The organism is Bradyrhizobium sp. MI1.11 (assembly GCF_055811255.1).
This window is the reverse complement of sequence record NZ_JBVVPM010000002.1, coordinates 260,930-279,334: the sequence shown is the minus strand read 5'-3', so window position 1 is coordinate 279,334 and position 18,405 is coordinate 260,930. Positions and strand designations below refer to the sequence as shown.

The window sequence follows — 18,405 nt, the reverse complement described above, 5'->3', positions numbered from 1 at the left end:
CGATGTCCGTTCAGGGGCACGAGTCCTCGACCGGCTGCGCGAGGCAGGTCAGCCCTGGCGCCACAAGGAGACACCGACCTCAATTCTAATGTGGCTTCAAGCTCGGATTAACGCCTCTTTGCCAAATCGGATAGCGAGGGTTTGAATGCTGGAATGGCTGGATCCAAGCGGACTAGGGCCGCTTGTGAGTACACGTCCTAGCTAGCCCGCCTGCCCTTTCGCATCGTCGCCAGCACGATGTCGGCGGCGAGCACGCTCGGCGATTTGTTGCCGGTCGACATGATCGTATCGAGCTGGGCGAACGCTTCCACCTGCTGCCGGCGCAGTGGTGAATCGGTCAGAAGCTCCGAGAGCGCGGGCGCCAGCTTCTCCGGCGTGCAGTCTTCCTGCAGGAACTCCGGGATGACATCCTTGCCGATCACGAGATTGGCGAGGATCACCGAAGAGACGCGGATCGCGCGGCGCAGGATGAAGGCTTCGATCGCACCGACGCGATAGGCCGTCACCATCGGGATGCCCGATAGCGCGAGCTCCAGCGTCACCGTGCCGGATTTTGCCAGGGCCGCGCGCGCGATGCGGAAGGCGGCGCGCTTCTCGTTCTCGCCGACCACGATCTGAGGCTTGACCGGCCAGTTCGCGATGCCTTCGCGAATACTGGCTTCGAGATGCGGCATGGTCGGCAGCATCAGTTCGAACGCGCGGCCGTCCGTCTGCAATCGGCCGAGCGTCGCGCCGAACACGTCGAGATGGTGCCTGATCTCGCTGCGGCGGCTGCCGGGCAATACCAGCAACACCGGCGGCTCGCCGCCGCGACGCGCCTGCTCGTCGGCGTTCGGCCGCAACGAGGGCAATTGCTCGATCAGGGGATGGCCGACATAGCTGCATGGCGGACCGCCGAGCTTGCGATATTCCTCCGGCTCGAACGGCAACAGGCCGAGCACATGGTCGACATAGCCGAGCATGGTCCGCGCCCGCCCCGGCCGCCAGGCCCAGAGCTGCGGCGAGACGTAGTCGACGATCGGGATCGCCGGATTGCGCGCCCGCACGCGGCGGGCGACACGGTGGGTGAAGTCGGGGCTGTCGATGATGACGAGCGCGTCCGGCGCGGCTTCGGTCACGGCCTCCGCGGTCTCGCGGATCAGCCGCAGGATCTTCGGCAGTTGCTGCACGACCGCGGCGAAGCCCACGATCGAGAGCTGCTCGATCGGAAACAGCGTCTCCAGCCCCTGGCGCGCCATGGTGTGGCCGCCGACGCCCACGAACTGCACGCCGTCGCCGAGGCGCTGGCGCAGCACCTTCATCAAGGCGCTGCCGAGCCGGTCGCCGGATTCCTCCGTGGCGATCAGGAAGATCTTGCGCTTGGGATCGCGGCCTTGCATCACGCCGGCAGGCCGATGACGAAGAGATATTTGGCGTCGGCGAGCGCGATCATTGCCTGCGGCTCGGCGGCGATGGTGTTGCCCGCGACGACGGCAATGCCTGCGAGCCCTGCGGCGGCGACACCCTCGAGAGTGCGCGGGCCGATCGTCGGCAGGTCGAAGCGCAGATCCTGCCCGCTCTTTGGGACCTTCACCAGCACGCCCCGCCCGGTGGCGGCGCGGATGCGGCCCTCTTCGCGCAGCCGTGCCACCCGCGCGAGCAGCGCATCGGTGCCCTCGATGTCCTCGACCGCCACCACATGGCCGTCGATCACGACCGCAGCCTGGCCGATGTCGAACGGACCGAGCGCGGTCAGCACCGCGCGTCCGCGCTCGATGTCGGTCTTGCCGGTGTCGCTCGGCCAGGCGCGGCTGATGCAGCCCTCGGGCATCAAGAGCTCGGGCGCGACATCCTTGATGCCGACCATGCGAAAGCCGCCCTGCTCGAGAATGCGTCCGACGCCGGACAACAAATGATCGTCGCCGCCGCGGAAGGCGCGGATGACATTGCCGAGCAGCCGGAGCGTCGTGAAGTCGACCCGGACCTCGGAGAGCGAAGGCCGTACCAGCGTGCCGATGAAGATCAGGTCGCGGCAGCCCTCCTCGCGAAACAGCCGCATGGCACGGCCGAGCTGGCCGACCGAGATCCAGCGATGGCGGAAGTTTTCCACCCGTGCCGGATCACAGGCGCCCCGAAGGGGAAACAACACCGGCGTGATGCCGCGGGCGGCGAGCGATTCGGCAACCGCGAACGGCATCGCGCCGCCGCCAGCGACCACGCCGACCGGCGATGAAATCTCCGAAGCCGCCGATGTCATGCCCGGGGCCATCCCATCATCACTTCGCGATGGCGGGAAGACAGAGCGGGCGCTTGCCCTTGCCGATGAAGTCGAGGATTTCGGCGATCGCCGGATCTTCACCGGCGAGCGGCCGCGCCGCCTCCAGGCGTTCGGCAAAGGTCGCGGGACCATGGAAAAGTTTCTGGTAGAACGCGCGTACGGTCGCAAGCCGCTGCTTGGTGAACTTGCGCCGCTTCATGCCGATCAGGTTGAGGCTCTCAAGCACCGCATATTGGCCGTTGACCAGCCCGTACGGGATGACGTCGTCGCGCACGCCGCAGACACCGCCAACCATCACATAGGGGCCGATGCGGGTGAACTGATGCACTGCGGACAGGCCGCCGATATAGACGGCGTCACCGATCTCGCAATGGCCGCCGAGCGTCGCCGAGGTTGCGAAGATCACGTTGTTGCCGACCATGCAGTCATGCCCGACATGACTGTTGTTCATGAAATAGCAGTCGTTGCCGACGCGCGTCAGGCCACCGCCCTTGATGGTGCCGACATTCATGGTCGCGCCTTCGCGGATGGTGCAGCCCGAGCCGACCTCAAGCTTCGTAGGCTCGCCCTTGTAGCTGAGATCCTGGGGCGCCCCGCCCAGCACCGCGAACGGCGAGATCACGCAGCCATCTCCGATCGAGGTGTGGCCGATGACGGTGACCTGTCCGATCAGCTTGCAGTTACTGCCGATCACGACATGCGCACCGATGATGCAATAGGGTCCGATCTCGGTGCCCTCGCCGATCACGGCGCCGTCCGCGATCCGTGCGGTGGGATCAATCTTACTCATCAAGCAATCTGACTCATCAAGAAGGTCTGATTAGGTGTTGAAGTCGCTCGGTTTTCCGCTGGTTAGCGCGACTATGCCCGATCTGTCCAGTGACGTATGATCTCTCCGTGTTTCAGGTGCCGGATGAGGCAGCCTTCCCGGTTCGTCAACAAGTTCACGCGGAGCTTCAGGTATCGTGGTCAGGGCCCTGGCACTTCTATTCGCACAGCTCGCGGCCGCGCCGATCGTATCCGAGACGATCGAGACCGCCGAACACCGCCTCGTCGATCTCAAGACATACGAATGCCGCGACATTACCCGCAGCACAGTGCTTCAGCGGGTCTGTTACGACCGTGCGCAGCAGGCCCTCATCGTGGCTGTGGATGGCGTTTATGACGGCTATTGCGGCGTGCCGGTCGACACGGTCGAGCGCCTGCTGGGCGCACCGTCCATGGGAAAGTTCTTCAACCAGAACATCAAGCGCGAGGTCAGCGGCGGCCGGTACGCTTGTCCTGCACGCGAGCGTATCCAGAGAAGTTGATCCCGCTCAGTCGGTCAGCATGGCGCCGACGTCGGCCTCCGCAACCACCTGGCCATTGACCTTGGCGTCGCCGTGAAACCACCACATGGCTTTGCGGCGGCCGATCGAGCGCATGTGATATTCGATGGTATCGCCGGGCAGCACCGGCTTGCGGAACTTGCACTTGTCGATGGTCAGGAAATAGACCGCGCGCGGCTTGTCGGTGCCCTCGACCGATTTGATGCCGATCACACCGGCAGTCTGCGCCATCGCTTCGATCATCATGACGCCGGGGTAGACCGGGCGATCGGGAAAATGGCCCTGGAACGGCGGTTCGTTGAAGGTGACGTTCTTGATGCCGATGCCGCTGTAATCGGTGCGGATGTTGATCACGCGATCGATCAGCAGCATCGGAAAACGGTGCGGGAGCGTTTGCAGGATCATGTTGATGTCCACAAGCTCGAACCTGACCGGTGCTTCGTCCGTCACTCCCGTTCCTCCTGCTTCGGATCGGCCTTGCTGTCGCGCGCCAGGCGCTCGACCGCCAAAATTTCCTTGAACCACTGCCGGGTCGGCTTGGCAAAAAACCCGCCCCAGCGTCCGTTGGGAGGAACGTCGTCCTTGACGCCGCTCATGGCAGTCACCTGAGCTCCATCCCCGATCTTGACGTGATTGTTGATGCCCACCTTCGCTCCCAGCGCCACGTTGTCGCCGAGGGTGAGGCTGCCGGCAAGGCCGATCTGGGCTGCCAGCAGGCAGTGCCGGCCAATGGTCACATTGTGGCCGATCTGGACCTGATTGTCGATTTTGGTTCCCTCGCCGATCACGGTGTCGCGCAAGGACCCGCGATCAATGGTGGTGCCGGCGCCGACCTCCACGTTGTTCTGAATCAGCACGCGGCCGGTCTGGGGCACTTTCAGGTGGCCCTCGGGGCCGAAGAAGATGAAGCCGTAGCCGTCCTGGCCGATGGAGCAGCCGGGATGGATCAGCACATCGTTGCCGATCAGCGCGCACTGGATGGCGGTGCGTGCGCCGACATTGCAGTCCCGGCCGATCTTGACGCCCGGGCCGATCACGGCCCCCACACCGATCACCGTGCCACTGCCGATCTCCACGTCAGGACCGATCACGGCCAGGGGATCGACGATCACGCCGTCCTCAAGCCTGGCGGTGGGGTCGATGATGGCCGACGTCGCGATGCCGTCGTTGCCGGTCCAGGATTGCGGCCGGAGCGCGTCGCCGTGCCACTCCCGCGCGATCCTGACGAAGGCGCGGAACGGCTGTGGCGCCCGCAGCACGGCGACGTGCGCGGGCACCCGGGCCTCGAAGCGTGGGCTCACCAGGCAAGCACCGGCCTTGGTCGCCTTGAGCTCATCGGCATATTTGAGATTGTCGAAGAACGTCAGGTGCATCGGGCCGGCTTCGTCGAGCGAAGCAAGACCCCTGATGATTTGGCCGCCCCTGGCGGGATCGACCAGCTCCGCCTTGGTCAGCGTGGCTATGTCGGCCAGCGCTGAGGCGGGCGGCTGTGTGAAGAAGGTCGGCTGCGCCATTCCACCCCGTCGCGGTCCGGCTTCGGCATGAAGCGGCCAAGCCGCATCATGCCTCATCTCCTGGATTGGCACGATCCCTTTCGGAAACGGGATCCCGTGGTCCGGATCGTGCCGTGCTGTTCGAATTAGAAAGAGGTGCCGCCGCCGAACCGGAACTCCTGCGTACGGTCGTACTTGCCCTTGGTCAGCGGCACGGCGTAGTCGAAGCGCAGCGGACCGAACGGCGAGGCCCAGATCAAGCCGACGCCGACCGACGACCGGACCGCATTGCCGTTGTCATACACCAGGCCGGTGCAGGTTCCAGCCGAAGCTGGATTGACGGTCGACGGCGTGCAGCTCGAGTTCTTGGTCGTGGTCATTTCGTTGGTCACCGACCATGTCGTCGGGCCCTGATAGTCGAACAGCCCGCCAGCGTCGGCGTAGACGGCGCCCTTCAGACCCACTTCCTTGGGCAGGAACCAGAACGGCATCTGCAATTCGAGCGAAGCACCCCAATATTTGGTGCCGCCAAGCGCGTCCTGCGTACCGAAGGGGTTCAAATCGCGCGGTCCGATGCCGTTCGGGGCAAAGCCGCGGACGAGGTTCGGGCCCATCTGGAAGTGATCGAGCATGCGCAGATCGCTGCCCATCTTGTTCAGCATGCCGCCCTGGATGCGAGCGAGGCCGACGATATCGGACACCAGCGGAGTGTAGTACTTCGCGTCCACCACAGTCTTCAGGTAGGAGACGTCGCCGCCGACACCGGCGAAGTCCTGCCGGAAATCGACCAGCAGACCGTCGGTGGGGTTCTTGTTATTGTCGAGCGTGTTGTAGGACAGCGAATAGCCGAGCGCCGAGGTCAGGGTCTTGCCGTTGGCAAGTTCCTTGCGCACCGGCAGCGAGGCTTCACCGTCGCTGTAGCAGCCGAGGCCGTTGGTGGAGCTCAGGTCGATGCCATTTGCATTGGCGAAGGCCGGGCTCGGATTGAAAGCCGCCGAACCCACATTGTTGTTACAGTTCGCCAGGTAGGACGGCAGCGTGATTTCCTGCCGGTAGATCGAGTAGCGCACCTGCAGCGACAGATCTTCACGCAGCGAGAAACCGAGGCGCGGCGAGAAGCCGAGCGTCTTGGTGCCGTACGAGATGTAGCTGTTGGACTTCTGCTCGCGCTGATAGAGGTCGAGACCCAGCGCGACCCGGTAGTCGAGCAAATAGGGCTCGACGAACGACAGCGAGTAGCCGCGGGCATACTGGCCGTAGGTCACCGCCGCCTTGGCGAACAGGCCGCGGCCGAGTAAATTGCGTTCGGACACCGAGACTTCGGCCAGCGCGCCGTCGGTGGTGGAGTAACCACCCGAGACCGAGAAGTCGCCGGTCGATTTCTCTTCCATGTCCACGAGCAGGATCACGCGGTCGCTCGACGAGCCGGGCTCCGTCGTGATCTTCACGCTCTTGAAATAGTCGAGGTTCTTCAAGCGGCGCTCGGCACGGTCGACCAGCGCGCGGTTGTAGGCATCGCCCTCGGAGACGTCGAACTCGCGACGAATCACGTAGTCGCGCGTGCGGGTGTTGCCGCGCAAGTTGATGCGCTCGATATAGGTGCGCGGGCCCTCGTCGATGTTGAACACGACCGACACGGTGTGCGCCTCGAAGTTGCGGTCGCCGCCGGGACGGACCACGGCGAAGGCATAACCGCGCCGCGAGGCTTCGATCTGCATCTCCTCGACCGATTTCTCGACCGATTCGACGTTGTAGAGGGAGCCGACATTGACGCGCGAATAGTTGCGCATCGAGGTGGGATCGAAGTTCGGAATGCTGGAGCGGAAGTCGATCGAGCCGACCCGGTATTGGGAGCCTTCCTCGATCTTGAAGGTAACGTTGAAGCCCTTCTTCTCCGGATCGTATTCGGTGAGCGCGGCCACGACCTGGACGTCGGCGAAACCGTTCTTGAGATAGAAGCGGCGGATCAGGTCGCGGTCGGCCTCGACCCGATCGGGATCGTAGATGTCGCTGCTGGCGAGGAAGCTCAGCAGGTTCGATTCGTGCGTCTTGATGACGTCGCGCAGGCGGTACGACGAGTACGCGTTGTTGCCGACGAACTCGATCGACTTGACGCCGGTCTTGGCGCCCTCCTCGACCGTGAAGACGAGATCGACGCGGTTGTTCGGCTGCTCGATGACTTCAGGCGTGACGCGGACGTCGTAGCGGCCGGAACGGCGATAGATTTCGGCGATTCGCAGCGTGTCGGACTGCACCATGGCGCGGGAGAAGGTGCCGCGCGCCTTGGACTGGACTTCACCAGTGAGCTGCTCGTCCTTGATCTTCTTGTTGCCCTCGAAGGCAATGCGGCCGATCACCGGGTTTTCCACCACGGAGACGACGATCTGGCCACCGGCACCGCGGTTGATCCTGACGTCCTGGAACAGGCCGGTCTCGATCAACGCCTTGAGGCCGTCGTCGATAGCGCCTTGATCGAGGCGACCGCCGGGACCCGGCTTGAAATAGGAGCGGATCGTCTCCACCTCGACCCTGCGATTTCCTTCAACGGAAATCGACTGCACGGTCTGAGCAAGCGCAGACGAAGACACAAAGGCAGCCCCAACCGGGGCAAGCACCGGCGCGCCGAACATGATCAGGGTTGCGAGCAAGCCCCCCCGGAGTCGCAGTCCAAACTTCATTGCGCAACGCGCCCTTATCATTCCGTACCAGACCCAACCCCGGTCTGGAGATTCCCCAAGTTCAAGCCGCTTGTAGACAATTTCACCGACGCCGCAAACGGTCGAGCGCGCCGTAATTTCATTTTCATTCCAAGACGTTGCCCAAGAGCAACGCCCGACAACGCCACAAAAAAGCCCCTATCAGGATGAGGCCATCCGGAGGATGTCGTTATAGGTCGCAAACACCATCAACATCAGCACCAAGCCGAGCCCGATTCGGAACCCCATCTCCTGAGTCCGCTCGGACAGGGGCCGACCACGGGCGACCTCCGCCGCATAGAACATAAGGTGACCGCCATCGAGCAGCGGGATCGGGAACAGATTCAACAGACCGATCGACACCGACAGCACCGCGCAGAGGTTGATCACGAACTGGAACCCGGCGCTGGCCGCCTGCCCCGACATCTTGGCAATGCCGAGCACGCCGCTGACCTCGTTCGGATTGCCGTTCCCCACGAACAACGAGCCCAGGAACTTGAAGGTGCTGGTGATGATGAACCAGACCTGTTCAACCCCGATCTTGAGCGCTTCGCCGACGCCGACCGGCGAAGTCGAGACCTCTCCGGCCTGAGACTTGTGCTCGATGCCGAGCACGCCGAGACGGTGGCTGTTGCCGAAGGGATCCTTGCGCTCGAGCAACGCCGGCGTCGCGGTCAGCGACACGATGGTGCCCTCCCTCTTGACCTGGAAGGCAAGCGGCGAACCGGCATTCATCGCAACCATGCGCTGCATATCGGCAAAGCTTTCGATCGGCTTGCCATCGATCTGGACGACGACGTCGCCGATCTTGAAGCCGGCTGCCGCCGCAGCACCGTCGGCGACGACACCGTCGACGCGCGCGATCGTGCTCGGCTTGCCGTAATACAGCGCCATGCCGGCGAAGATCAGCGCGCCCAGGATGAAATTGGCGATCGGTCCGGCGGCAACGATGGCGGCGCGCGGGCCGACCTTCTTATGATGGAAGCTGCCGGCGCGCTCCTCGGCCGTCATGGCCGCAAGCTTCTCGGACGACGGCGTCGAAGCCTCGCTCTCGTCGCCGAAGAACTTGACGTAGCCGCCGAGCGGGATCGCCGAGATCTTCCACCGGGTGCCATGACGGTCGTTGAAGCCGACCAGCTCAGGTCCGAAACCGAGCGAAAAAGTTAACACGCGAACGCCTGCCCAGCGCGCGACCAGGAAATGGCCGAGCTCATGGAAGAACACGACGATAGTCAGGACGAACAGGAAGGGAACCGCGTAGCCGAGGAGCCCATGGCTCAACGTATTGAAACTATGGACGAAAAAGTCAATCATCGAATTCCCTCATCCAGCGCCGCAAGGCCCTGGCCCCGAACCATCTAGGATGCCTTTAAGGCAATTTGAGGCAATAGGGCGGCAGCCCTATTTCGCGCAACATGGTCAACAGCGATTGCATCGTCCGCTGACGTCAGCGGGGCCTGGTTCCCGCCACGAACCCAGTCGTCCAGCGTCGCCTCAACCAGCCGGGCAATCGCGCCGAACCGGATCTTGCCCGCGATGAAGGCCGCGACCGCGACCTCGTTGGCGGCGTTGTAGACGGTGGTCGCCCCCTTCCCGGTCCGGAGCGAATCGAAGGCCAGGCGCAGGCCGGGGAAGCGCTCGAAATCCGGCGCCTCGAAGGTCAATTGGCCGATCTTGGCCAGATCGAGCTTGGCGGCGGGACCCTTGATGCGGTCGGGCCAGCCGAGGCAATGCGCGATCGGCGTGCGCATGTCGGGTGCGCCGAGCTGGGCCACGACCGAGCGATCGGAGAACTCGACCATGCCGTGAATGATCGACTGCGGGTGCACGAGGACGTCGATCTCGTCGGGCGAGAGCGCGAACAGATAGGAAGCCTCGATCACCTCGAGCCCCTTGTTCATCATCGAGGCGGAATCGATCGTGATCTTCTGGCCCATGCTCCAGTTCGGATGCTTCAGGGCTTGCTCGAGTGTCGCCTGCTCGATGTCGGCAGGCTTCCAGGTCCGGAACGGGCCGCCGGAGGCCGTGATGATGACACGGACGAGCTCGTCGCGATTGCCCGAGGCGAGCGCCTGGAACAGCGCATTGTGCTCGGAATCCGCAGGCAGGATGCAGGCGCCCGCTTTCGCCGCGCGCTGCATGAAGAAATCGCCGGCGCAGACGAGACATTCCTTGTTCGCAAGCGCGACATGCGCGCCGCGGTCGACCGCCGCCAGTGCCGGCTTCAGCCCGGCCGCGCCACTCACGGCGGCCATCACCCAATCGGCCGGACGCGCGCCGGCCTCGATCACTGCGCTTTCACCGGCGCCGCATTCGGTGCCGGTGCCCGCGAGCGCGGCCTTGAGCTCGGCAAATTTTGAGGTGTCGGCGATCGCGACGAAGCGCGCCGAAAACTCCTTGGCGAGCTTTGCCAGCGCTTCGACATTGCTGTTCGCCGTCAGCGCCTCGACACGGTAGCGCTCGGGAGAGGCGCGCAGCAGATCCATCGTGCTGTCGCCGATCGAGCCGGTGGCGCCGAGAACCGTGACGCTGCGGACGGTCGATGCCGCAGCCTTGTTGTTACGCAATGGAACCGCGCTCATATGTTCACCAAACCATAAGACCGCTTCCGGCGCTATGCACACCATGGCGAAGGAAGCCGATAATCCATGCCACCAGAATGGCAGCGACAAAACCGTCCAGACGGTCCAATAGGCCGCCGTGGCCGGGAATTAAGTGACTGGAATCCTTGACATCGAAGCGCCGCTTGACCGCGGATTCGCACAGATCGCCGCAGGCCGACACGACCGACAGAGCCGCGGCGACGAGCAGCAATGGAGCCATCTTTCCGATCCCGCAAGCGGCAAAGCCGGCCGCGACCAAAAGGCTTGCGGCAAAGCCGCCGAGCGCCCCTGCCCAGGTCTTCTTCGGGCTGACGCGCGGCCACAGCTTCGGTCCGCCAATGCCGCGGCCGGCGAAATAGCCGCCGATATCGGTCGCCCACACCACGAGCAGCACGAACATCAGCGCGGCGAAGCCGTTCACGAGATCCTTCCGCAGCAGGATCGAGGCCAGTAGCGCCGCCGACGCATAGGCGAATCCGGAGGCCGCCCAGACGAACTTGCCCCGCGCGATCACCGTCACGATCGCCCCGCCAATCAAGCCGGTGATGATTGCGGTCTTCAGCGCGCCGAAGGCAACGCACAAGCCCATCGTGGCGATGACGATCGTTCCCGCCCCGGTCAGCGCGGTCGAGCCTGCGCCCACCACCATCAGCCATTCCGCGAACAGTCCGATCGACACCAGGGTGACGAGAAGCGCCCACAGCCAGCCGCCGGCATAAGCGAGCGCAATGGCGAGCGGCGCCAGCACCAGCGCTGCGAGGATTCGCATCACGAGATTGCTCGGGGCAGGCTGAGAGCCGGCCGGTGCGGAGTCGGGTTCGCTCACGAGGCGGTTTTCGCGACCAGGCCGCCGAAACGGCGCTCGCGCCTGGCGAATTCGGCGATTGCGCCTTCCAGCGCCGCCTTGTCGAAATCGGGCCAGTGAATCGGCACGAAGACGAGCTCGCTATAGGCGGCCTGCCACATCAGGAAATTCGACAGCCGCTGCTCGCCACTGGTGCGGATGATGAGATCGGGGTCGGGAATGTCGGGCGCGTCGAGATGCGCCCCCAATGTCTCGGCATCGATCGTGTCGGGATTGCGCCGGCCCTCGGCGACTTCGCGCGCGAGCTTCTGCGCCGCCTTCGCGATCTCGTGCCGCGAGCCGTAATTGAAGGCGACGACGAGCGTGAGGCGCGTGTTATCGCGCGTCAGCTCCTCCGCCTCGTTGAGAAGCGCGCAGATGTCGCCCTCCAGCCCGTCCCGCTCGCCGATGATACGTACCCTGACGCCGTCGCGATGCAGGCTCGCCAGATCATTGCGGATGAAGCGGCGCAACAGGCCGAACAGATCGCCGATCTCGCTCGCCGGGCGCGACCAGTTTTCCGAGCTGAAGGAGAAGATGGTGAGATAGCGGATGCCAAGCTCATGCGACGCGCGAACCACGCGGCGCAGGGCCTCCACGCCGCGGCGATGGCCTTCCGCCCGTGGCAAGCCGCGCGCGGCCGCCCAACGTCCGTTGCCATCCATGATGATGGCGACATGCGCAGGCGCATCGGACCGATCGGGTCCTTCCGTTGCGGGCGCGGCGGCGTTGGACATGAGGCTGCCTTAAAGCATGATCCGGAAGAGTGCGACGCGGTTTTCCGAAAAGATCATGCGCGAACAATAACCTAAAGCGCGATCCATCGCGTTTAGACGGTGAGGATTTCTTTTTCCTTGGCGGCCAGCAACTGGTCGATCTCGGAGATCGTGCCGTCGGTCGCCTTCTGCACCTCGTCGGCGTGACGCTTCTGATCGTCCTCGGACATCTCGTGATTCTTCTCGAGCTTCTTGAGAACGTCGAGACCGTCGCGGCGGACATGGCGCGCGGCGACTTTGGCGGCTTCCGCATATTTGTGCGCGACCTTGACGAGCTCCTTGCGACGCTCCTCGTTGAGCTCGGGGATGCGCAGGCGCAGCACCTGGCCTTCGGTCGCCGGCGACAGGCCGAGATTGGAATCGACGATCGCCTTTTCCACCGCCTTGACCATCGACTTGTCCCAGACCTGCACTGAGATCAGGCGCGGCTCCGGCACGCTGACGGTGGCGAGCTGGTTCAGCGGCATGTGGCTGCCATAGGCGTCGACCTGCACCGGATCGAGCATCGAGGCGGAGGCGCGACCGGTGCGCAGGCCGCCAAGTTCGTGCTTGAGCGACTGGATCGCCCCCTGCATGCGGCGCTTCACTTCGTTGAGATCGAAATTATCCGTGGCCATCACGTTTCTCCTTCAAAATCCCGGCGACCTCTCCGCACCCCTTCTCTTAGGGTGCAACGACAAGCCGTCAGCCGGCGACAATGGTTCCGTGGCCGCCGCCACGCAGTACAGCGCCGATCGAACCCGGCTCCGCAATCGAGAACACGATGATAGGCAGCGACGTCTCGCGGGCAAGTGCGAAGGCGGTCGCATCCATCACCTTGTAGCCACCCTCGATCGCCTGCGAATGCGTCAGACGGTCGAATCGCGTCGCCGTCGGGTCCTTCTTCGGGTCGGCCGAGTAGACGCCGTCGACATTGGTCGCCTTCAGCACCGCCTGGGCGCCGATCTCGGCCGCACGCAGCACCGCGGTCGTGTCGGTGGTGAAGAACGGATTACCGGTTCCGCCACCCAGCAACACGATCCGGCCCTCGGCGAGGTATTTGTGTGCCGCGGTGCGGGTGAACAGTTCGGAAATCTCGGGCATGACGAAGGCCGACAGCGTGCGCGCAGGCGTGCCCTTGCGCTCGATCGTGGCCTCCAGCGCGAGGCAGTTCATCATCGTCGCGAGCATGCCCATGGTGTCGCCGGTCGGGCGCGACACGCCGCGCGAGGAGACCTCGACGCCGCGAAAGAGATTGCCGCCGCCGATCACGACGGCGACTTCGGTACCGAGATGGCGGGCTGCGATCAGATCGTCGGCGACCCGGTCAATGGTCGGCTGATCGATGCCAAAACCCTGCGATCCGGCGAGATATTCGCCGGACAGCTTGATCACGACGCGACGATAGACCGGATCAGTCATGAGCACTTTCCTTGTCCGGCCGCCGCTTCCGGCGGCACGCCGGGAGGAACGTTCCGGCGCTTACTTCTTGCCGCTGGCCGCCGCGACCTCGGCCGCGAAGTCGCTTTCCTGCTTCTCGATTCCCTCACCGAGAGCATAGCGCACAAAGCCCGCGATCTTCACCGCGCCGCCGACCTTGCCTTCGGCTTCCTTCACCGCCTGCGCCACCGACTTGCCGGTGTCGTGGATGAAGGCCTGCTCGAGCAGGCAGACTTCCTTGTAGTAGGTCTTCAGGCCGGACTCGACGATCTTCTCGATCACGTTCTCGGGCTTGCCCTGCTGGCGATATTTGTCGGCGAGCACGTCCTTCTCGCGCTTGACGACCGCCGGATCAAGACCGGACGGATCGAGCGCCAGCGGGTTGGCGGCCGCGACATGCATCGCGATCTGGCGGCCAAGCGTTGCGAGCTCGTCGGCCTTGCCCGGCGATTCCAGCGCCACGATCACGCCCATCTTGCCGGCGCCCTCGACGACCGCGCCGTGGACGTAGCTCGACACCACGCCCTGGCTGACTTCGAGCGAAGCGGCACGCCGCAGCGTCATGTTCTCGCCGATGGTGGCGATCGCGTCATTGATCGCGGTTTCGATCGTGACGTCGCCGACCTTGGCGGCCTTGATCTTGTCGACATCGGCGCCGACGTTGAACGCGACCTGGGCGATCATCTTGACGAGGCCCTGAAACTGGCCGTTGCGCGCGACGAAATCGGTCTCGGAATTGACCTCGACCACGACGCCCTTGTTGCCCTTGGTGAGCGCGCCGATCAGACCCTCGGCGGCGACGCGGCCCGACTTCTTGGCGGCCTTCGACAGGCCTTTCTTGCGCAGCCAATCCTGCGCCGCTTCCATGTTGCCGTCGTTTTCGGTCAGCGCGGCCTTGCAGTCCATCATGCCTGCGCCGGTCGACTCGCGCAGGTCCTTGACCATCGCAGCTGTGATCGTTGCCATCGTTCAAAATCCTTTTTGCCTGCCGGTTTGCCGCGGCGCGGCCAGATCGCCTCGCCGCGGTCCATCTCAGGAATTCGCGTCAACTGAAATGGTGGCCGGAACTTGTCCGGCCAACCCATCGCTCTTTTTGACTATTCCGCTTCCGCGGTCAGGGCCTTGGCCTTGGCCACCCAGGCGTCCGCGCGGCTCGGCAAGCCGACTTCTTCGCCGATCTTGTGCGCGGTGTCGTGATCGAGCTCGGCCAGCTGCCAGAAGTGGAAGATGCCGAGGTCGTTGAACTTCTTCTCGATCGCGCCCGACACGCCCGGGAGCTTCTTGAGATCGTCGGAGGTGCCACGCGGGCCGGCGAGGCCCTGGAAGCCGCTCGTGGCGGGCAGCTCTTCTGCGACCGGCCGAACCGAAGCACCGACGTCGATGCCGGAATCGCCCTGGGCGCGCGAAATACCGTCAATCGCAGCGCGTGCGATCAGATCGCAATAGAGCGCGATCGCGCGGCCGGCGTCGTCATTTCCCGGCACCACATAGGTGATGCCCTTCGGATCCGAATTGGTGTCGACGATCGCCGCGACCGGGATGTTGAGCCGCTGGGCTTCCTGGATCGCGATGTCTTCCTTGTTGGTGTCGATCACGAAGATCAGGTCGGGCAGACCGCCCATGTCCTTGATGCCGCCGAGCGAGCGATCGAGCTTGTCGCGCTCGCGCTGAAGCGTCAGGCGCTCCTTCTTGGTGTAGGAGGAGGCATCGCCGCCGGCGAGGACGTCGTCGAGATGACGCAGGCGCTTGATCGAGCCCGAGATCGTCTTCCAGTTGGTCAGCGTGCCGCCGAGCCAGCGCGAATTGACGAAATACTGAGCGCAGCGCTTGGCCGCGTCGGCAACGCCGTCCTGCGCCTGGCGCTTGGTGCCGACGAACAGAATGCGGCCGCCCTTGGCGACGGTGTCGCTGACCGCCTGCAAGGCGTTATGCAGCAACGGCACGGTCTGCGCGAGGTCGACGATGTGGATGTTGTTGCGAGCGCCGAAAATGAACGGCGCCATTTTCGGATTCCAGCGGTGAGACTGGTGACCAAAGTGCACGCCGGCTTCGAGGAGCTGACGCATAGTGAAATCGGGTAGTGCCATCGTTCTAATTCTCCGGTTGGTTCCTCCGGAAGCGTGTGAGCAGAACGGAGCGTTGTCGCCCCGGCTGCCACCGGACGGCCTTGTGAGCCATGCTTCCGTGTGAGATGGCGCGGTGTATAGCGCGATTTCGACCAGAAGCAAGGAAATAAGGGCCTTTCGGGGCGGCTTTCGCCCGCGAAAGGCCCTCTTCCGTAAAGATCACGCTGCGCCCGCGGACCCCACTAGCATTTGGGCTGGTTCGGCGGGCACTTCTTTGCCGCCGGCGGCGGAGCCGGAGGACGCGGTGGGGGCGCTGCTGGGCGCGGCGGCGGCGGTGGCGCGACGGCCATCCGAGGCGGCGGAGGTGGCGCCGGCCGGGCGACCGGCGGCGGCGGCGCGGGACGCGCCATTGGCGGCGGCGCCGGCCGAGCGACCGCGGCGGGCGGAGCCACCCGTGGCGGTGGCGGCGGTGCAATACGCGGTGGAGGCGGAGGCGTCGGGCGCGCCACGGCCTGAGGCCGCGGTGGTGGTGGTGCCGGCGGCCGGGCAGCCTGGGCGGGAGCAGCGGTCGGCTGATGCTGCGGCCGGATCGGCTCCCGCACCGCCGAGGGCGGCCGCGTGACCGGTCGTCCAACTGGGCCAGGAGGCGGAGGCGTGCGGGCAGCCGGCGGCGAGCCAGCCGGCTCCCGGGTCGCGGACTTGCCATGGTCCCCAGGCCCGGTCCCGGGCGGGGCCCGGGCAACCGGCGGCTTCGGCAGTTGGCCGGGCACAGCGGCCGGGCTTGTCGCCGTGGGCGCAGTCGCCGGCGCGCCGGTCGGTGCACCGGGATGGGCTGGCGGCGTGGTGCCGGGAGCAGCAGTCGTCGGCGCGCCCGTCGGCGCTCCCGCAGGCACTCCCGCAGGCACTCCCGAATGGGTCGGCAGCGGCGCGCCGGGAGCAGTGGCTGTCGACTGCCCGGGTCTGCCGCCCGGCAGTGGCCCGGCTTCCGCTGACGGTACAGGTGGACCGCCATGGGTGCCGGGAACCGGCAGCGTGTTGGCTTGGGGCAGCTTGGCCGGTGGCGTGGCAGATGGACTGGCAGGCGGAGCGGCAGGTGGCGTACCGGTCGGCGCGGCATTGGCGGGCGTCGCCGGAGGCGTTCCTGGCCTCGCCGTCGGCCGCATCGTCGCGCTCGGCGGCATCGGCGCCTTGCCCTGCTGAATCAGGGCGGCACGCTGCAGGACCGCCTGCGGCATGGCTGGACCAGCCGGATTGGTGCGCCCGGCAATGGCCGGTGTGAGATTGCCCGGTCCCGCTCCGGTACCCGCACCCGCACCCGCACCCACCGCCGGTGCCGGCGGCTGGTTGATCACTGTGTTGATGACCGTCGTATTATGGATGTTCTGATAGATGATGTTGTTCGGCGGCGGTGCGACATAGACCGGCGGCCTGACGAACACGGGAATCGGCACGAACATCGGCTGCGGCAGCACGAACAGGCCGATCACCGGCATCGGCGGCGACAGCACGACGAAATCCGGCGGCGGCGGCGGCAGATAGTAGACCGGCGGCGGCGGTGGCGGCGCGAAGCCAAAATCCGGATCGCTGAAATACAGTACGGGACGGTCGACATAGACCACCTCCTCCGGCGGCGGTGGCGGCACGTCGTAGTCGATCATCGCGAAGCTCGGCGGCGGCTCGGGCGGCGCGGTGAGAATCGCCAGGCGCCGGCGCGCATCCGCCGCATGCGGACCGCGCGGATAGCGACGCAGATACGACCAATAGGCTTCCGGCGTGTCGGTACGATAGGTCCGCCGCCAGGTGATGGCCTCGCGGCGCGCCGCGACGATCACCAACACGCGCTTCGACAGCGGGTCGCCGGGATAGGCGGAGAGAAACTCTTCGTAAGCTGGAAGCGTGTCGCGCGTGAGCGCGGCGGCATAGGCATCCTGCACGCCGAGATCGCGGATCGGCTTGTTGCGGATCGCAGCGACTTGGTCGGGCGCGGCCTCCGGCGGCGGCGCGTCGGGCCCGCGCTCGAAGAACGAGAATTGCGCCGATATCTTCTGCTCGTTCCAGGGCACCTGCGCGCCCTTGCTGGCCTCGTTGACGCGCAGGCGAACGCGGTCGAACACTTCGGGCAGCGGCAGGCCGCCGGTGCGGATCATCTCCGCCAGCGACTGCGCATAGATGCCGTACGGTCCGGGCTCCTCGGGCGCCACCGTGCCGGGCGCGGCGTCGAACGCGATCAGCATGTTGGCGTCGGGCTCGACCAGCGCAAGTCCGCTCGCGATCTGCTGGCCGCCCTCCACGAAGGGCTGCGCCCGCGCGGCGTCGAGCACGATGATGTTGGCCTTGAGCGGAACGGAGGCGAGCTGGCGGAGATAGTCGCCGATGCGCAAGCCTTCGGTCGGAATGTCGGTGTCGCGGGTGATGTTGGAGTCGACCGGGATGAAATAGTTCTCACCCGCAAGCTGCACGCCATAGCCGGCGAGATACACCATCGCGACGGTGCCCGGTCCGGAGGCCTGCGCCTTCTGGATGAAATCGCGAAAGCTCTTGCGCAGCGTGTCGCCGTCGAGATCGCGGGCGCCGACGACGTCGAAGCCCGCCGCCTGCAGCGTCTGCGCGATCAGGCCGGCATCGTTTGCCGTCGTCGCCAGCGGCGACTTGGCATAAGCGCCGTTGCCGACCACGAGCGCGATACGCTTTTCCTGCTGCTGCGCACGCGCCGGCTCCGGCGCGCCTGCGGCAAGGACCGCGATCGGCAGGAGAAGGCAAATGAAGGCTCTGAGCGTCCCACGCATGGCTTGCTTGCCCGTTTTGTTGTTGAGGTGCCGCCCCGCATCAGACGCGTGGCCAGCTGAATGGCACTTGAACGAAAGGCTTCCAAATAGCGAAGACTTGGATTGAGGCGGAGGGATGGCCACCCGCGCCGGCGTCA

Annotated in this window: 16 protein-coding genes; 1 reads left to right on the top strand and 15 read right to left on the bottom strand. The window is 65.2% G+C overall.

All coding sequences use genetic code 11. The annotated features are described in order from the left end of the window. Window positions 1-197 precede the first annotated feature (197 nt). From lpxB to lpxA, 3 genes are read right to left on the bottom strand one after another with little or no spacing between them, the layout of a single operon-like run. A complete protein-coding gene (gene lpxB / locus AC0L30_RS03230) occupies window positions 198-1,382 on the bottom strand; it encodes a lipid-A-disaccharide synthase (protein ID WP_088941263.1) in 1,185 nt (394 codons plus the stop codon). Next, complete coding sequence (locus AC0L30_RS03225) at window positions 1,379-2,236, bottom strand: LpxI family protein (protein ID WP_007603641.1); 858 nt, start codon at window positions 2,234-2,236, stop codon at window positions 1,379-1,381. The genes lpxB and AC0L30_RS03225 overlap by 4 nt, the downstream gene beginning before the upstream one ends. Window positions 2,237-2,255: 19 nt before the next feature. After that, on the bottom strand, window positions 2,256-3,047 hold the full coding sequence (lpxA, locus tag AC0L30_RS03220; protein ID WP_007603640.1) for an acyl-ACP--UDP-N-acetylglucosamine O-acyltransferase: 792 nt from the start codon (window positions 3,045-3,047) through the stop codon (window positions 2,256-2,258). A 175-nt stretch (window positions 3,048-3,222) separates the two neighbouring features. Here lpxA and AC0L30_RS03215 point away from each other — a divergent pair, with 175 nt between their 5' ends. Continuing rightward, window positions 3,223-3,567, top strand: coding sequence for a KTSC domain-containing protein (locus tag AC0L30_RS03215; protein WP_007603639.1), 345 nt, complete (start codon window positions 3,223-3,225; stop codon window positions 3,565-3,567). Window positions 3,568-3,573: 6 nt separating this feature from the next. On the opposite strand, the gene fabZ is transcribed toward AC0L30_RS03215, so the two are convergent. From fabZ to AC0L30_RS03155, 12 genes are all read right to left on the bottom strand, one after another. Next, window positions 3,574-3,990 (bottom strand): 3-hydroxyacyl-ACP dehydratase FabZ, encoded by a 417-nt coding sequence (gene fabZ / locus AC0L30_RS03210; protein ID WP_051058562.1) that lies wholly within the window; start codon window positions 3,988-3,990, stop codon window positions 3,574-3,576. A gap of 41 nt (window positions 3,991-4,031) precedes the next feature. Then, window positions 4,032-5,099, bottom strand: a complete 1,068-nt coding sequence (gene lpxD, locus AC0L30_RS03205) for a UDP-3-O-(3-hydroxymyristoyl)glucosamine N-acyltransferase (protein ID WP_007603634.1) — start codon at window positions 5,097-5,099, stop codon at window positions 4,032-4,034. A gap of 125 nt (window positions 5,100-5,224) precedes the next feature. Then, complete coding sequence (bamA, locus tag AC0L30_RS03200) at window positions 5,225-7,756, bottom strand: outer membrane protein assembly factor BamA (protein ID WP_007603633.1); 2,532 nt, start codon at window positions 7,754-7,756, stop codon at window positions 5,225-5,227. Window positions 7,757-7,936: 180 nt separating this feature from the next. Next, complete coding sequence (gene rseP / locus AC0L30_RS03195; RefSeq protein ID WP_473403748.1) at window positions 7,937-9,088, bottom strand: RIP metalloprotease RseP; 1,152 nt, start codon at window positions 9,086-9,088, stop codon at window positions 7,937-7,939. A gap of 44 nt (window positions 9,089-9,132) precedes the next feature. Further along, window positions 9,133-10,356 (bottom strand): 1-deoxy-D-xylulose-5-phosphate reductoisomerase, encoded by a 1,224-nt coding sequence (gene dxr, locus AC0L30_RS03190; RefSeq protein ID WP_219682195.1) that lies wholly within the window; start codon window positions 10,354-10,356, stop codon window positions 9,133-9,135. 4 nt (window positions 10,357-10,360) lie between these two features. Next, on the bottom strand, window positions 10,361-11,203 hold the full coding sequence (locus tag AC0L30_RS03185) for a phosphatidate cytidylyltransferase (RefSeq protein ID WP_473403747.1): 843 nt from the start codon (window positions 11,201-11,203) through the stop codon (window positions 10,361-10,363). Further along, window positions 11,200-11,958, bottom strand: coding sequence for an isoprenyl transferase (locus AC0L30_RS03180; RefSeq protein WP_007603629.1), 759 nt, complete (start codon window positions 11,956-11,958; stop codon window positions 11,200-11,202). The genes AC0L30_RS03185 and AC0L30_RS03180 overlap by 4 nt, the downstream gene beginning before the upstream one ends. 92 nt (window positions 11,959-12,050) lie before the next feature. Beyond that, window positions 12,051-12,614, bottom strand: coding sequence for a ribosome recycling factor (gene frr, locus AC0L30_RS03175; RefSeq protein ID WP_007603628.1), 564 nt, complete (start codon window positions 12,612-12,614; stop codon window positions 12,051-12,053). 67 nt (window positions 12,615-12,681) lie between these two features. Further along, the gene (gene pyrH / locus AC0L30_RS03170; RefSeq protein WP_007603627.1) at window positions 12,682-13,398 is read right to left on the bottom strand and encodes a UMP kinase; all 717 of its coding nucleotides are present in this window, start codon (window positions 13,396-13,398) and stop codon (window positions 12,682-12,684) included. 60 nt (window positions 13,399-13,458) lie between these two features. Next, window positions 13,459-14,382 (bottom strand): translation elongation factor Ts, encoded by a 924-nt coding sequence (gene tsf / locus AC0L30_RS03165; RefSeq protein WP_007603626.1) that lies wholly within the window; start codon window positions 14,380-14,382, stop codon window positions 13,459-13,461. A gap of 131 nt (window positions 14,383-14,513) precedes the next feature. After that, window positions 14,514-15,503, bottom strand: a complete 990-nt coding sequence (locus AC0L30_RS03160; RefSeq protein ID WP_007603625.1) for a 30S ribosomal protein S2 — start codon at window positions 15,501-15,503, stop codon at window positions 14,514-14,516. A gap of 221 nt (window positions 15,504-15,724) precedes the next feature. Then, the gene (locus AC0L30_RS03155) at window positions 15,725-18,268 is read right to left on the bottom strand and encodes a caspase family protein (protein ID WP_473403746.1); all 2,544 of its coding nucleotides are present in this window, start codon (window positions 18,266-18,268) and stop codon (window positions 15,725-15,727) included. Window positions 18,269-18,405: the final 137 nt, after the last annotated feature.